The organism is Stenotrophomonas sp. YJH_SMC_119, assembly GCF_059368315.1.
The window spans coordinates 59,758-75,281 of sequence record NZ_JCAFRP010000013.1; the positions used below are offsets into that span (position 1 = coordinate 59,758).

Below are 15,524 nucleotides of genomic sequence, written 5' to 3' on the forward strand. Positions count from 1 at the left end.
CGCCACCGTCACTGCATCGGGCGATTACCGCTTCAGAAGCGGTAGTGGCCCTGCACGTAGAAGGTACGCGGCGCGGCCACCATGCGGCCGGCGTTGCCATCGACGTTGCGGGTGTACCAGCGCTTGTCGGCCAGGTTGTTCACGCCCAGCGCGATCTCGCTGTCACCCAGTCCCGGCACCTGCCAGGCCACCTGCGCGTTCCACAGGCGAACACCCGGCACGCGGCCCACGCGCGCATCGGCGCTCTCGGCCCAGGTGTTGGCGGCGTCGGCGTACTGGCCGCTCTGGTGGGTGCTGGAGACATTGAAGGTCCAGCCGGCCAGTGCGTAGCGGGCGCCGACGCTGTCGGTGTCGCGCGCGTAGAAGGGCACGTCCAGGCCACGGTTGTCGCCGGACTGCTGGATCGCCTTGGTCCAGGTGTAGTTGGCGTACAGCTCCAGCCCGGCCAGCGCGCTGTCCTCGGCGAAGCGGTATTCCAGTGCGCTCTCCACACCCTTGTGATCGGTGGCGCCGATGTTCTGGAAAGTCGGCGGAGTGATCCCCGGCACCTGCAGGATCTGGTTGTCGAAGCGCATCTTGAACACGGTTACTTCCGCGCGCAGTGCACCGTCCTGCCAGCGCGCACCGAGTTCGGTGGTCTTGGCGATTTCCGGGTTCAGCGGATTGCTGGCGGTCTGCGAATTCAGCTGGATGTTCTGCACCGGCCCGAACGAGGTGGTGTAGTTGCCGAACACGGTCAGCTGCGGGGTCAGCAGGTAGGCGATGTTGAGCGAGGGCAGAGCCTTGTCGTTGCGGCTGCTGAAGGTCGCCGTGCCACCGGCCTGGCGGCGGTCCATGTCGATCCATTCCATGCGCACGCCCGGGGTGATCCGCCACTGGCCGATCGCAATGCGGTCGTCGATGTAGAACGCGTGGGCGTCGGTGGCGTTGTCGAAGCGGTTGGTGGCACTGGCCACGCCGGTGCGGCGGGTGACGGTGTAGCTGCGGTCGTTGCCACGTTCGCGCAGGAAGCGGTAGCCGGCGGTGATGTCGTGCACGCTGGCGCCCCAGTGCAGGCGCTGGGTGTAGCGGGGCTCGATGCCGAGCACGCGGTAGTCACGCGGCTGCACGGTCAGCTGGGTGTTGGCGGCGTTGATCAGCGAGCTGGCGCGGCTGCTTTCGTTGTAATAGGCCAGCACCTCGAACTCGCTGTTGGCCGACAGCGTATTGGTGTAGCCCAGGTCGATGCCGGTGCGGTGGCCCTTCCAGAAATCGGTGGGGCGGGTGTTCTGGAACGGATCGGCCTCGTACTGGGCGCGGGTCAGGCCGCCCGGGGTCAGCGAACGCACATCGTAGTAGGACAGTTTGGCGCGCAGTTCCTGCTGTTCGTCGATGGCATAGGCGAACTTCAGCGCGAGGTCGTTGAAGCGGTCATCGCTGCCCTGGCGCCAGCCGCGCCCGTCCTGGCCCGAGTAGAGCAGCGCCGCGCCCAGACCGTTGCCGCCGGTGCCGCCGAGGAAGGCGTTGTACTGGGTGCTGTCACCGCCGCCATGGTCGTAGGCGGTGTAGCGCACACCCGCTTCGCCGTGCAGGCCCGCGCCGGTCGGAATGGCGCGGGTGCTGAAGTTGATGATGCCGCCCACGTTCTGTGGGCCGTAGCGCACCGCGCCGCCGCCGCGCACCACGTCGATCGATTCGATGTTGGACAGGCTGGTCGGTGCGAACGACAGCTGTGGCTGGCCATACGGCGCCACCGCCAGCGGCACGCCGTCCAGCAGTACGGTCGAGCGTGGCGAGTAGCGCCCGGTCAGGCCGCGCACGCCGATGTTCAGCGAGACCGAGCTGCCGGCCGTGCCGGAGTTGTCGGTGACCTGCACGCCGGGGATGCGGCGCATGGCATCGCCGATGCTGGCTGCGCCACTGGCCTCGATGCGCTGGCGGTCGACCACCGTGCGCGCGCCGGCGAAGCTCTTGACGCTGTCATGCAGGCCGGTGCCCAGCCAGCTGCCGGAAACCTGGATGCTGTCCAGCGTGGTGGCGCCGTCCTGGGCGAAGGCACGGGTGGCCGGGAGCAGGCACAGGGCGAGGGCGGCAGCCAGGGGCAGGCGGGCCGGTTGCAGGGCGTGGATGGGCATCGGTGCGGGTTGTGGAAGGTCGTAAATGAGAATTATTGCTGATTCCATTCGCTATTGGAATGCGCCTCCGGTTCATGCCGATGTCCCGGTGGTAGAGTGGGTGATTGCTTCCTGACCCGCTGAGATCCGCCATGTCCCAAGCTGCTTTCTACCCCGTCGGAACCCCTGGCCAGCCGTGGGGAGCGGCGGAGCGGGAGGCGTGGCGTGGCCGCCAGCAGCGCCTGCGTCGCTATGACGAAGAGGTGCTGCCGCGCATCGAGGCGTTGGCTTCGCGCTTTGACAAGGTGGCCTACGGCCAGCTCGACTACGCGGGCGAGACCTACACCTTGTTCGCCCTGCGCAGCCGCGACTGGAACCCGGCGCTGCCGGCTGCCCTGGTCACCGGTGGCGTGCACGGCTATGAGACCAGCGGCGTGATGGGCGCGCTGGAGTTCCTCGAAAAGCACGCCGCCGACTATGCCGGCAAGGCCAACCTGCTGGTGACGCCGTGCGTGAATCCGTGGGGCTTCGAGCGCATCAACCGCTGGAACTTCGATGCGATCGACCCGAACCGCAACTTCCGCGCCGACGGCCCGGCCCGCGAATCGACCGCCGTCATCGAACTGATCGCGCCGTACAAGGGCCAGTTCGTGCTGCACATCGACCTGCACGAAACCACCGACAGCGACGAGAGCGAGTTCCGCCCGGCGCTGGCCGCGCGTGACGGCAAGCCGTTCGAGCCGGGCCTGATTCCCGATGGGTTCTACCTGGTGGACGACAGCGAGAACCCACAACCGGCCTTCCAGCAGGCCGTCATCGCCGCGGTGGAGAAGGTCACCCACATCGCGCCGGCCGACGACAAGGGCGAGATCATCGGTTCGCCGGTGGTGGCCCATGGCGTGATCGAGTACCCGCTGGTGAAGCTGGGCCTGTGCGCCGGCATTACCGGCGCGAAGTACACCACCACCACCGAGGTCTACCCGGACAGCCCGCGGGCAACCCCGCAGCAGTGCAACGACGCGCAGGTGGCGGCGGTGTGCTCGGCGCTGGACTACGCGCTCGCCCATCGTTGATCGGCAGTGCCGGCCGCTGGCCGGCAACCACGGGACACTGGGATTGCCGGCCAGCGACCGGCACTACCTCATCCAAGCGCGTCGGCCCACCACAGTGCGGCCGGTCCCGGCGGGGTGTCGCGGCGCCACAGCAGTGCAACGACGCGCAGGTGGCGGCGGTTTGCTCGGCGCTGGACTACGCGCTCGCCCATCGTTGATCGGTAGTGCCGGCCGCTGGCCGGCAACCACGGGACACTGGGATTGCCGGCCAGCGCCCGGCACTACCTCATCCAAGTGCGTCGGCCCACCACAGTGCGGCCGGTCCGGGCGGCGTGTCGCGACGGCACAGCAGTGCAACGACGCGCAGGTGGCGGCGGTGTGCTCGGCGCTGGATTACGCGCTCGCCCATCGTTGATCGGCAGTGCCGGCCGCTGGCCGGCAACCACGGGACACTGGGATTGCCGGCCAGCGGCCGGCACTACCTCATCCAAGCGCGTCGGCCCACCACAGTGCGGCCGGTCCGGGAGGCGTGTCGCGGCGCCACAGCAGGTCGCTGTGGATGCGCCGCGGCCAACCGGGCAGCACCAGTTCCACCAGTCGCCCACGGTCGTAGCGCTGCACCAGCGCCCGCGGCAGTTCAGCCCAGCCGATGCCGTCCTCGGCCATCTCCATCACCATCAGGTAGTCGGTGGCGGTCCAGGCCAGGCCGGTGACCACGCGCGATTGATCGACTTCCGCGCTCAGGCGCACCTGCCGATGCCGCGCCAGTTGTGCGGCGGCGCGACGCCCGGCGCTGGCCAGCGGATGTTCCCGCGCCACGTACACCGACAGTTCGCTGTGGTGGGCCAGCGGCCGGGCCGTCAATTCACCGGGATAGCGCTCCTGCCTGGGCAGCAGGCCCAGCGCGGCGCGACCACTGCCGACCAGCTCCAGTACGTCCTCACCCTCGGCATCCAGCCATTCCAGTTCGATCTCCGGGAACGCCTCGGCGAAGCGTTGCAGGATCCGTTGCTCTGGATCGAGCTGGTAGACATCGGAAAACACCACGGTCAGGCGAGGCTCGACCGGCGCGGCCAGGCGCACGCTCAACTGTTGCAGGCGCGCATCGGCAGCCAGGATTTCCTGCGCGTGCCCCAATACCTGTCGCCCGGCCTCGGTCAGCTGCGGGTAGCGCCCGCTGCGATCGAACAGACTCACGCCCAGGTCGGTTTCCAGGTGGGCAATGGCGGTACTGACTGTCGACTGGGTCTTGCGCAGGCGTCGCGCCGCCGCCGAGAACGAACCCAGCGCCGCGGCTTCCACGAAGGCCTGCAGGGATTCAGGGGAGTACGGCATTGATCCATCGCTCCTTTCGATGGAATCCATTTTGATCCCACCGTAAAAGACGATGATACTGGTCGCCGTCGCCCCTGTCTGCGGGGCGTTCCGGACCCACCACGCATGCCGTGGATCTATTGATGAGGCGGTGCGGTCCCCGTCCTGCAAGGAGTTTCACATGTTCCGTACTGTTCCCGCCCGTGGCGCGCTGGTCGCCTGGGCCTGTCTGACCGTGGCGATCGTCGCCGAAGTGGTCGGCACCTCGTTCATGGCCCATGCCGCCCGCGATGGCGGCTGGACCGGCTACCTGATCATGGCCGGCGCGCTGGCGCTGTCCTACTTCTTCCTGGCGCAGTCGGTGCGCCGCATCGCCGTGGGCGTGGCCTACGCAGTGTGGGAAGGCCTGGGCCTGACCCTGCTGACCGTGGTCGGTCTCACCGTCTTCGGTGAGAGCCTGTCGCTGCAGCAGCTCGCCGGCCTGGTGCTGGCAGTGGTCGGAATCGTCTGCGTCACCCTCGGGGAGGCGCACTGATGAACACCCTGGCCCTGTTTTTCGTGATCTGTTCGGCACTGATCGACGTTGCCGCCAACATGATGGTGGCCAAGTCGGAGGGCTTCCGCCGCTGGCGCTGGGGCGTCGGCGCGATCGTCATGGTCTGGATTGCTTTTGCCCTGCTGGGCCAGGCCGTGCGCTACATGGACCTGGCCACCGCGTATGCGATGTGGGGGGCGATCGGCGTGATCGGCACCGCCACCTGCGGTCGTCTGCTGTTCGGCAACCGCCTGCGTCCGATCGGCTGGATCGGCATCGCATTGGTGACCGTCGCGGTGCTGTTGCTGAGTACTGCGAAGTAACGCGTCGCCGTGCCAACCAAGGTTGGCACCTACCGGTGCTGAGTCGCCGTGCCAACCAAGGTTGGCATCTACCGGTGCGGAAGCGCTGTGCCAACCAAGGTTGGCATCTACCGGTGCGGAAGCGCTGTGCCAACCCAGGTTGGCACCTGCCAGAGCGTGAGCCGCCGCAGGCAAGCGCCCCGAAGGATCTCTCCGGGGCGTTGCTGTTTCTGCAGCAGTTAGAACCGTGCGGTGAAGTTCAGCCGCGTGGTGCGGCCCGGGCCCGGCATCAGGCTCATCGCCAGCGTGTCCATGTAGTAGGTGTTGCGCAGGTTGCTCACCACCAGTTCCACTTCGGCCTTCGGGGTGAACTGCCAGCGCGCATAGAAGTCATAGATCGCGGTCGGCAGGTAGATGTTCTGCAGGCCGGTGGAGCCGGTGGTGTTCCAGGGCTTGTCCAGTTCATGGGTGGGGCCGCTGTTGTAGGTGCGGCGGATGCCGGTATCCAGTCGCTTGTCGAACAGGCGGACGCCCAGCGTGCTGTGGATCGAGTACTTCGGCGGGTTCTGCGCGTTGACGAACGAGGTGCCGAAGCCGCCGTCCACGCAGTCCGGCGTGGTGTCCAGCTTGCTCCATTTCGCATACGGGTCTTCGCGCAGGCGTTTGGCGGTAGCCGCATCGCAGGTGCGCGCGCGCTGGTAATAGCTGGCCGACAGGTCCAGGTAGGCAATGCCGGCGTCATAACCGGACTGCAGCTCGTAGCCCGACACCGTGTAGTTGTCGACATTGTCGACGTAGAAGGCCCAGTTGCTGGAATCGAAGCGGCGGGTGATGGCGTTGTCGATATCGTTCTTGAACCAGGCCACCTTGAACGCCAGCCGGTCACCGTCACGCCACAGGTCCTGCTTGAGCAGGCTGAAGCCGATGTCCCAGGAACGGTTCTTCTCCGGCTTCAGGTCGGCCACCGGCGCCGAGGTGCTGTTGCCCAGCGTCGATTCGAACAGACTGGGCATCTTCCAGCCCTGCGCGTACTTCACGTAGAAGAACGTGTCTGCGTCGAGGTTGAAGCGCGCCTCGGCATAGGGTGCGAAGCCGTGGCCCGAGCGCCGGATCGCCGGCTTGTAGCCCCAGGCGGTGGGAATCTGCTTGGTATGGAAGCCATTGGCACCCCGCGGATCGCGGATGAATCCGTCGAAATCGTAGCTCTGGCCCAGCGTGCTGTCGCCGTACGGCGTGGCCCGCAGCGAGTCGTAGGTGTAGTTGCCCTGTGCATCCGGGTACCACTCCTTGTACCAGCCTGGCAGCAGCTGGCCGCCCTTGCTCAGGCGCGCGAAGGTATAGCGCAGGTCGCGCGATTCACTGACGAAGGCCACGCGGTTGCGGTCGCGGGTGCGGTAGTCGATGAAGCGGCCGCCTGCGATCAGCGACAGCCAGTCCCACGGCTGCCATTGCAACGACGCGACCACGCTGGCCTCGCGGCGCGTGCCCGAGCGCAGGTAGCGGTTGTTGTTGTAGTCCACCGGCAGCACCGGCGAGTTCGGTGCGGTGTCTTCGTGCTGCAAGGACGCGCCATAGCGCAGCGTCCAGTCGCCCAGATCATTGCTGAAACGCGTGGTGTTGCTGCTGTCCAGGCCCCAGCGCCGGGTCTTCACGTCCGACTGCAGCCCAGGGCCGTAGGTCTCGCCCAGCGTGTCGGGCATCTGGTCGTTGGGCACGTCCTTGAACAGCGGCGTGTTGGCGATATTGCTGTTGAACATGCGGCTGGTGGCCGTGGTGAACCACAGCGTGCTGTTCAGGTCCAGCCACGGGTGCGCCTCGGGGCGGTAACGATGGCGCAGCGAAGTGGCGTTGACCCGCATCTTCCCGGGCTCGAACTGGTACATGGTGTTGGCCTTGTCCACGTAGGTCACCCATTCGTTGGACTCACCCACGCGGCCGATCGCCGACGGCATGATTTCGCCGAAGCTGGAGTTGAAGAAGCGGTGGCTCAGCTCCAGGCGCTGGTCCGGGTTGGGCGTCCAGCTGAACTTCAGCAACGCCGATTCGTTGTCGGTGTGGGTGTTCAGGACTTCATCGCCCGGATGGTACAGCTTGGAAACGGCCTGGCTGGACATGCCGGTACCGCCGCTGGACAGGTGCTGGTCGTCGTAGCGGTGGGCGCCGTTGCTGCCGGCGAAGTAGTTGCCCTGGCGGCGCCGTGCGTAGGCTGCGACAAGCTGCCAGTCTTCGCCGCGCTGGGCGAAGGCCACGCTGCCGTTCCAGTCGCGCGGGTCGCGCAGGCTGTTGTGGTTGTCGCTGCCACGCGCGATCTGCTTGAAGGTACGGGTGCGGTCGATGCTGTTGTCGGCCACGCCGCCACGCACGCGCAGGCCCCAGTCCTGGCCGTCGTCGAGGATGTCCTCGGCCTTCAGCGTTTCCATGTAGACCACGCCACCGATCGCGCTGACGGCATTGGCGGCCAGGCTCGGCCCTTTCTCGATGCTGATCGCGCTGATCAGGTCCGGGTCCAGGTAGCTGCGCTGCTGCACGCCGGCATAGCCGCGGTACACGTCGATGGCCTGCTGGCCACCATCAATGATCACCGGCACCCGGTTCTGGCCCTGCAGGCCGCGGATGTTGACGTCCAGCGCGCCGCCATTGCGTACGTCTCCGGTGTGCACGCCGACTGCGCCGGCCAGTACATCGCCGATCGACTGGCCGCGGAAGCGTTCCAGCTGCTGGTGGTCCAGGTGCACGCGCGAGCCGCTGTCACGGTAGACAGCATCGGCATCGGCAAGCCCCCACGGCGAAGCACCTTCGCTGGCCTGGCCGGCCACGCGCAGGGTGCCGATCTGGCGTACGCCGGCGTCGGTGGCCGGGGCGGCCTGCAGCACCACGCCGCTGGCATCACGCTGGAACGAAAGGCCGGTGCCGGTGAGCAGCTGTGCCAGCGCGGCCTCGGTGTTGAGCGAGGCCTGCACGCCACCGCTGTGCCGGCCGCGGGTCAGGCGCGCATCGGCAGCGATGGACAGGCCGGACTGCTGACCGAACGCGGTCAAGGCCTGGTCAAGCGGACCGGCCGGGATCTGCCAGCGAACGGCGGAGGCAGCATTCTGTGCGTGGGCGGCGGCCGGCAACAGGCACGGCGTGGCCAGGGCCAGGCACAGCGCGATGGCAAGCGGGCGAGGGGAAGGGCAGGGTAGTTTCATGGGGGCGGCGACATCCGCAATGGGTTCCCTTGTAGTGCCCGCCGAGCGCGCAGAAAGGGAACCGCGATTTCAACGCGGACGCACAACGGTCCACCATGGCCAGCGCTGCTCGATGCGGATCGGCAGGGCGCGCGCCAGCAGTTTCAGGGCCTGCAGGCTGTCCAGGCGCGGCAATACCGCGGTGACATTCAATGCGGACAGTGCCGGATCACAGCCCAGATAGCCCCGATGGTGACGGGCCAGTTCGTCGATCACCCGGATCAGTTGCGTGTCCTGCACCTGCAGGCGTCCGTCCTGCCAGTCGCCGCGCAGAGGATCGGCAGCGACCGTTGTGAGCCCCCCCATCGGTCCGATCTGCAGCGCACTTCCCGCAGGCACATCCAGCGCCGCGCCGAACATCGGCAGGCACCGCACCACGCCTTCGAACACGTCCAAGCGGCTGTGCTGGGCTTCGCGGCCGACCGCGAAGCGGGTGCCGATCGGCTGCAGGCGCGCGCCGGGTACATGCACGCTCAGGGGCAGGCCGACGAATGCGGGGTGGTGGCCGGTCTGCAGCAGCAGTTCGCCGCGCAGCAGATGCAGGGCGCGGTTGCCGTTGCCGATGTCGACGGTCACTTCGCTGCCGGCGTTGAGCCACAACTGGCTGCCATCGGCCAGCGTCCAATGACCGGTGCGCCCGGCAGCGGTGCGTTGCGTCTGCAGGTGGCGCTGCGCCTGCAGCCCGTGCAGGCCGAGAAGCGAGACCGCACCGATGCCGAGGGCGCCACCGAGACTGCGAAGCGCGCGGCGGCGGCGATGGCCGGCGGCATCGAGCGCCGTTGCTGCCGCCGGTGCCGACAGCGGGGCGAACGACTGCCAGACCGCCTCGACCCGGCGCCAGGCGTCGGCGTGACCGGCGTCGGCCTGCAGCCACGCACGCCAGTGTTGCTGGTCGTCGTCGCTCCAGCCCTGTTGGCGCAGCGCGAACCACTCTGCCGCCTGCTCCAGCGCCGGGCCGGCCACTGCCGCGCTCATGCCGCCGCGTCGCCGGACAGGCGCAGGCAATGCAGCATCGCCTGCGCCATGTACTTCTTGACCATGCGCTCGGACACGCCCAGCTGTTGGCCGATCTCCGCATAGCCCAGTCCGGACAGCCGGGCCAGCAGGAAGGCACGCCGTGGCCGCTCGGCCAGGCCGGACAGCATGTCAGCGATGGCATGCAGGAGCTGCAGCGCCTGCGTGCGCTCCTCCGCAGAGGGATGCACCGGCTCCGGTTGTGCGGCCAGCGCGGTCAGATAGGCGCGCTCCAGGTCCGCGCGCTGCCAGTGGTTGACCAGCAGCGCGTGCGCGATGGTGCTGAGATAGGCGCGCGGCAGGCGCAGTTCGGACGGATCGACGCGCCGGCTGAGCAGGCGCAGGAAGGTGTCCTGGGTCAGGTCGGCGGCGCAGTCGGCGTTGTGGGTGCGGCGGCGCAGCCAGCCCAGCAGCCAGCCATGGTGTTCGCGGTAGAACCCCGCCAGCGCGGTGCTGGAGGCGGCGGGCACGGCCATCGGCACGGGTCATTAATGAGAATGATTCCCATTATAGGGTGATCGGGCGGCGCACGACAAATCCTGCGCATGCCGCAGCAGGAGAGATCGCCGGATTTGCGATGCGCGGCGTGCTCGCCGACACTGCGGCTTTCCACAAGGAGTGCCCGCATGTTCAGCCACATCACCGTAGGAACGAACGACATGGATGCCGCGCGCCGCTTCTACGATGCCCTGTTCGCCGCGATGGGGGCACGTCCGGGTGTGTTCGACGAAAAGGGTCGGCTGCTGTACTTCAAGGATGGGCGGATGTTCGGCGTCACCGCGCCCATCGATGGGCAGCCTGCATGCCATGCCAACGGCGGCACCATTGGTTTCACCCTCGACAGTGCCGAGGCCGTGCGCGGTTGGCAGGATGCTGGCGTGGCCCATGGCGGTACGGCTATCGAAGACCCGGCTGGCATCCGCAGCATGGCTGGGCGCCAGCTGTTCCTGGCCTACCTGCGCGACCCGGACGGCAACAAGCTGTGCGCGGTGCATGTGGTGCAGTGATGTCGTGATTGGACAGTACGCGCGTGGCCGCGATGCACGCGGTCCGCGCGCGGCTGCGCTCGCAGGTACGCTTCGGCGCGCGCGTGATAACACGGAATGGCGGGCCGGGCCTGTGACCACAGGCCGCAACTTCATGCTCTGTCCACTGCGGTTCAGCCAGAATTGGTCGGCTAACCCTTTGATCTACCGGAGAACGCCGCCCCATGGATGTACTGGAGCCGCAACAATCCCCGGTGCGCACCCTTCGGCCTGTGTTCGCCTTCGCGGCGATCGTTGTCGTGGCGTTCGCGCTGTTCGTCAGCCTGTTCCCGCTTGGTGCGGGCCGCCTTCTGCTGAAGGCACAGGACTGGGCCGCACTCAATGTCGGCTGGTATTACCTGCTGGCGATGACCCTCTACCTGGTGTTCGTGGTCGGCGTGGCGCTGTCCAAGTACGGTGGCATCAAGCTCGGCGCCGACCATGACGAGCCGGAGTTCAGCTACCTTTCCTGGGCCGGCATGCTGTTCGCTGCCGGCATCAGCATCACCCTGTTCTTCTTCTGCGTTTCCGAACCGCTGACCCACTACCTGCAGCCGCCGCAGGGCGATCCGGCCGCGGGCGAGGCCGGCGCGCGCCAGGCCATGCAGCTGCTGTTCCTGCACTGGGGCCTGCACGGCTGGGGTGTGTTCGCGCTGGCGGCGATGGCGATGGCCTACTTCGCCTACCGCCACAACCTGCCACTGGCCCTGCGCTCGGCGCTGTACCCGCTGATCGGCAAGCGCATCAACGGGCCGATCGGCTACACCGTAGACGCGCTGGGCATTGTCGCTACCGTGTTCGGCATCGGCGCCGACATGGGCTTCGGCGTGCTGCATCTCAACGCCGGCCTGTCGCACCTGTTCAACATCCCGCATTCCAACCTGGTGCAGATCATCCTGGTGGTCAGCATGATGGGCGCGGCGGTGGCCGTGGCCGTTTCAGGCGTGGAGAAGGGCGTGCGCTGGATGGCCAACATCAACATGCTGCTGGCGATCGCGCTGGTGCTGTTCATGCTGTTTGCCGGGCCGACGCAGTACCTGTTCAGCACGCTGATGCAGAACCTGGGCGACTACCTGGGCAGCGTGGTCGGCAAGAGTTTCGATGTGTACGCCTATGGCGGCCGCCCCGAATGGCTGGGCGGCTGGACGGTGTTCTACTGGGCGTGGTGGATCGGCTGGGCGCCGTTCGTCGGCCTGTTCATCGCGCGCATCTCACGTGGCCGCACCATCCGCGAATTCGTGTTCGGCGTGCTGCTGATTCCGCTGGGTTTCACCCTGGCCTGGCTGTCGATCTTCGGCAACAGCGCGCTGGACCAGGTGCTGCACCACGGGCAGCAGCAACTGGCACAGCTGGCGGTGGATGATCCACCGACGGTGCTGTATGCACTGCTGGATGGCTACCCGTGGAGCCGCACAGTGATCGCGGTGACGGTGCTGGTCAGCTTCATCTTCTTCGTGACCTCGGCCGACTCGGGGGCGGTGGTGTTGTCCACGCTGTCCTCGCATGGCGGTGCACCGGAGGATGATGGTCCGCGTTGGCTGCGTGTGTTCTGGGGCACGGTGATCGCCGTACTGACCGCCGGGCTGCTGCTGGCTGGGAGCATCGATGCGCTCAAATCTGCGGTGGTGCTGGCGTCGCTGCCGTTCTCGGCGGTGCTGCTGCTGATGATGTGGGGGCTGACCCGCGCCTTCAGTGACGAATCGCACCGCAAGCGCGCGCTGCAGTACCGGCCCTCGCCGCTGATCGGCGACGACCGCCACCACCAGGGCTGGCGTCAGCGCCTGAGCCAGGCCATGCACTTCCCGGTGCGCGACCAGGTCTACCGCTTCATGGACGATACGGTGAAGCCGGCGATGGAAGCGGTGGCCGAACAGCTGCGCGGGCAGGGTTGGGATGTATCCACGCGCTTCGAGGCCGGCGACATGGAGCTGACGGTCAATCACGGCGAGCAGCAGGACTTCCTGTACCGGGTGATCCTGAGTGGCTACCTGACCCCGTCGTTCGCGGCCCAGCAGCTGCGCAACCAGCGCTACTACCGCGCCGAGGTGCACTTGTTCGAAGGCAGCCAGGACTACGACCTGGTGGGCTACAGCCGCAAGCAGATCATCAACGACATCATCAGCCAGTACGAACGGCACCTGCAGTTCCTGCACCTGAGCCGGTGATGCGGTGGGTGCGGACCGTTGGTCCGCACACCCCTGCAGAGCCGAGCCCATGCTCGGCTCTGCAGGTGGCGCATCAGAACCGGTAGCGCGCCCCCAGCGAAACGAACTGCCCGCGCAGGTTGTACTGGCTGATGTCGAAACCATTGGAGCCACCGGCCGGGTCGAACGGCGGGTCCTTGTCGGTCAGGTTCAGCACCGACAGCGACAGCGTGGTGTTGGGAATCCCTTCGTACGCCACGTACAGGTCCAGCTGGTGATACGGCTTGATGCGATCACGCAGGCCGGGGTTGCTGGTCGCTGTCGCCACGCGCTGGTCGTAGCCGCTCACGTACTGCAGGCTCAGCGTGCTGCTCCAGTCGCCCACTGCCCAGTTCAACGAGGTGGTGCCGCGGGTGCGCGGCAGTGCGCCGTGGCGGTTGTTGCCGGCCCCTTCATACGGGGCCTGGCCGGCCACCAGCGGCTGCTTGAAGCTGAGCAGGTGGGTCCAGCTGCCGGCAACGGTGAAGTTGCCCCAGCCTTCGGTGCGGAAGGTGCGGTTGGCTTCCAGATCCAGCCCCGAGGTGGTCAGTTCGCCCTGGTTGGCATACTGGTTGGTGATGAACTGGATGCGTCCCTGTGCATCACGCTGCACGCGTCCGGGGAACAGCGTCGGGTTGTCGACGATGAACTGCGCGCTGTCCGGCTTGACCAGGTTGTCCTGCTCGATGCGGTACCAGTCCAGGCCGATGCTGGTGTCGCCATCCGGCGACCACACTGCACCGACGTTGAAGTTGCGCGAGCGTTCGGCCTTCAGGTCCGGATTGCCGGTGCGGATGTTGGTCACGCCACGGCTGCCGCCGGGCTGCAGCGGGTCCAGCGGATCGATCACCGAGCCGTAGCTGACGGTCTGGCCCGGCGCGATCTCCGGCAGCGAAGGCGCGCGGAACCCGCGCGAGAACGAACCGCGCAGCAGCAGGCTGTCCAACGGCTGCCAGCGCAGCGCCACCTTCGGCGAGAACGCGTTGCCGAAGTCGTCATAGTGGTCGCCACGACCGGCCACCTGCAGCTCCAGCGTGCGGTGCAGCGGCACGCTCAGTTCGGCGTAGGCGGCGCTGACCTGGCGCTCGCCGTTGACCACGTTGATGGCCGGGCGCAGTTCGGTGCCCGACAACACCTGCGCACTGGTGCGCGCGTCCAGTGATTCCTTGCGGAACTCGGCACCCCAGGCGAAGCCGACCGCACCGGCCGGCAGCTCCCACAGCGAGGTCGAGGCCTTCACGTTCAACGAATGCAGCTTGTACCAGCCCGGACGCTTGGTCTGCAGGCGCAGTGCATCCAGCGCGCCCGGCGTGCTGGACGGGTTGAGGAAGTTGTAGCTGCCATCGCGCAGGATCTGCTCGAACGCGTAGCGGTTGACGAAGTTGTCGACGTATTCGCGCTGCGCGCTCTGCGAGGTCAGCGCCGCCACTTCCCAGTCCCATCGCTCGCCGCTGCCACGCACGCCGGCCAAGGCGCGGTAGAACACCTGGGTGTTGTCCTTCAGGCGCGGGCCGAGGTCGAAGAACGTGTACTCGAACGGCAGCGGCGTGCTGCCCGGATTGTTCGGGTGGCCGACCGGCAGCACCGCCGGCACGTCGATCAGGGTGCCGGTGGCCGGGTTGTACGCGCGCAGGCCGGGGCCGACGGTCAGCGGCGCGCTGAAGATCTGGTCGGCCTTGTTGTGGCTGTACAGTACGTCGGCGAAGGCTTCGACGCTGTCGTTGAAGCGGTAGGTCGCGCTCAACGACGCCTGCAGGCGCTCGGCGCCGGGCTGCAGGGTTTTGAACGGCTGGGCGTTGAAGGCGCAGGCCTGGCCGGGCAGGGTGCTGCCGAAATCGCTGTACGGGCGCAGCTGGCTGCCATCCGGGCAGTTGGCGAACGGTTGCGGTGCGCGCGGGTTGGACAGCCAGTTGCCACCGGCGGTGGACCAACCGGCCAGGCGACCGCCGGGCTTGTCGCGGAAATCGCCGCTGCGGGTGTAGGCACGCTGGTCGGCGTCGAGGCGATCACGCTTGAGCAGGTCCAGCCCGAACAGCACGTTCCAGCCCTGCTGTTCAAGGTCACCGAAGCCAGCCAGCAGGCTGGCCTTGCGCTCGTTCAGGCCGCCCTGGGTGGCGGTACCGAAGCCGCCGCCGACTTCCACGCCCTGGAAGTTCTTGCGCAGGATGATGTTGATGACGCCGGCGATGGCATCGGAACCGTACACCGCCGAAGCGCCATCCTTCAGCACTTCGATGCGTTCCACTGCGCTGATCGGCAGCGCGTTGAGGTCGACGAAGGTGTCCTGGGTGTTGAGCGCGAAACCGAAGTTGGAGACACGGTAGCCGTTGACCAGCACCAGCGTGTTCTTCGGAGACAGGCCACGCAGGCCGATCGAGGCCGAGCCGGCCGCGAAGCTGCCGGTGTACTGTTCGTCGAAGCTGTTGCCGGCATTGGCCGACAGGTTGCGCAGCACGTCGGTGAGGGTGGAGCGGCCGGTCTGCTCGATCTGTTCGCGGCTGACGATCTGCACCGGGTTCGGCCCGGCGGTATCGCTGCGCTTGATGTTGGAGCCGGTCACCAGCACGGCACCCAAGGTGGTGCTGTCCTTGCCGGTATCGGCGGTTTCAGCGGCGCCGGCAGCGCCGGCGGTGAGGCCCAGCGCGATCGCGCCGGCAAGCAGGTTCAGGGTGGTGCGGTACATGGAAGCGACAACGCCGAACGGGGGAGGAGCCGTCAGTACCGCACGCAGGCACGTGCGCCTTCCAATGACGAAAGCGCATTCAGTTATACATCACAG

General features: G+C 67.3%; 11 protein-coding genes. 5 read left to right on the plus strand and 6 right to left on the minus strand.

Annotation, left to right across the window (positions count from 1 at the left end):
* Window positions 1–32: 32 nt before the first annotated feature.
* Window positions 33–2,114, minus strand: a complete 2,082-nt coding sequence (locus AC5P6S_RS17240) for a TonB-dependent receptor family protein (protein ID WP_049453433.1) — start codon at window positions 2,112–2,114, stop codon at window positions 33–35.
* 131 nt (window positions 2,115–2,245) lie between these two features.
* Between AC5P6S_RS17240 and AC5P6S_RS17245 the strand changes: the two genes are divergently transcribed.
* Window positions 2,246–3,166 (plus strand): M14 family metallopeptidase, encoded by a 921-nt coding sequence (locus tag AC5P6S_RS17245; RefSeq protein ID WP_005409981.1) that lies wholly within the window; start codon window positions 2,246–2,248, stop codon window positions 3,164–3,166.
* Window positions 3,167–3,628: 462 nt separating this feature from the next.
* Here the strand turns inward: AC5P6S_RS17245 and AC5P6S_RS17250 are convergent, their stop codons facing one another.
* Complete coding sequence (locus AC5P6S_RS17250) at window positions 3,629–4,480, minus strand: LysR family transcriptional regulator (protein WP_024957419.1); 852 nt, start codon at window positions 4,478–4,480, stop codon at window positions 3,629–3,631.
* A 160-nt stretch (window positions 4,481–4,640) separates the two neighbouring features.
* On the opposite strand from AC5P6S_RS17250, the gene AC5P6S_RS17255 reads away from it, so the two are divergent.
* Both AC5P6S_RS17255 and AC5P6S_RS17260 read left to right on the plus strand, forming a co-directional pair.
* Window positions 4,641–4,994: an SMR family transporter gene (locus AC5P6S_RS17255; RefSeq protein ID WP_012480534.1), complete on the plus strand. Its 354-nt coding sequence runs from the start codon at window positions 4,641–4,643 to the stop codon at window positions 4,992–4,994.
* Window positions 4,994–5,317 carry a DMT family transporter gene (locus tag AC5P6S_RS17260; RefSeq protein ID WP_012480533.1) on the plus strand — a complete coding sequence of 108 codons (324 nt, stop codon included), beginning with the start codon at window positions 4,994–4,996 and terminating at the stop codon, window positions 5,315–5,317. The genes AC5P6S_RS17255 and AC5P6S_RS17260 overlap by 1 nt, the downstream gene beginning before the upstream one ends.
* A gap of 218 nt (window positions 5,318–5,535) precedes the next feature.
* Here AC5P6S_RS17260 and AC5P6S_RS17265 read toward each other — a convergent pair whose 3' ends face one another.
* From AC5P6S_RS17265 to AC5P6S_RS17275, 3 genes are all read right to left on the minus strand, one after another.
* Window positions 5,536–8,484 (minus strand): TonB-dependent receptor, encoded by a 2,949-nt coding sequence (locus AC5P6S_RS17265; RefSeq protein WP_495204681.1) that lies wholly within the window; start codon window positions 8,482–8,484, stop codon window positions 5,536–5,538.
* A 69-nt stretch (window positions 8,485–8,553) separates the two neighbouring features.
* Complete coding sequence (locus AC5P6S_RS17270; RefSeq protein ID WP_495204682.1) at window positions 8,554–9,498, minus strand: FecR family protein; 945 nt, start codon at window positions 9,496–9,498, stop codon at window positions 8,554–8,556.
* Entirely contained in the window at window positions 9,495–10,013 is a 519-nt protein-coding gene (locus tag AC5P6S_RS17275; RefSeq protein ID WP_005409975.1) for a sigma-70 family RNA polymerase sigma factor, read from the minus strand. The genes AC5P6S_RS17270 and AC5P6S_RS17275 overlap by 4 nt, the downstream gene beginning before the upstream one ends.
* Before the next feature lie 150 nt (window positions 10,014–10,163).
* Here AC5P6S_RS17275 and AC5P6S_RS17280 point away from each other — a divergent pair, with 150 nt between their 5' ends.
* Both AC5P6S_RS17280 and betT read left to right on the plus strand, forming a co-directional pair.
* Window positions 10,164–10,544 (plus strand): VOC family protein, encoded by a 381-nt coding sequence (locus AC5P6S_RS17280; protein WP_495204683.1) that lies wholly within the window; start codon window positions 10,164–10,166, stop codon window positions 10,542–10,544.
* A 203-nt stretch (window positions 10,545–10,747) separates the two neighbouring features.
* The gene (gene betT / locus AC5P6S_RS17285) at window positions 10,748–12,727 is read left to right on the plus strand and encodes a choline BCCT transporter BetT (RefSeq protein WP_164173254.1); all 1,980 of its coding nucleotides are present in this window, start codon (window positions 10,748–10,750) and stop codon (window positions 12,725–12,727) included.
* Window positions 12,728–12,800: 73 nt separating this feature from the next.
* Here betT and AC5P6S_RS17290 read toward each other — a convergent pair whose 3' ends face one another.
* Window positions 12,801–15,428 carry a TonB-dependent receptor gene (locus tag AC5P6S_RS17290; protein ID WP_262238630.1) on the minus strand — a complete coding sequence of 876 codons (2,628 nt, stop codon included), beginning with the start codon at window positions 15,426–15,428 and terminating at the stop codon, window positions 12,801–12,803.
* Window positions 15,429–15,524: the final 96 nt, after the last annotated feature.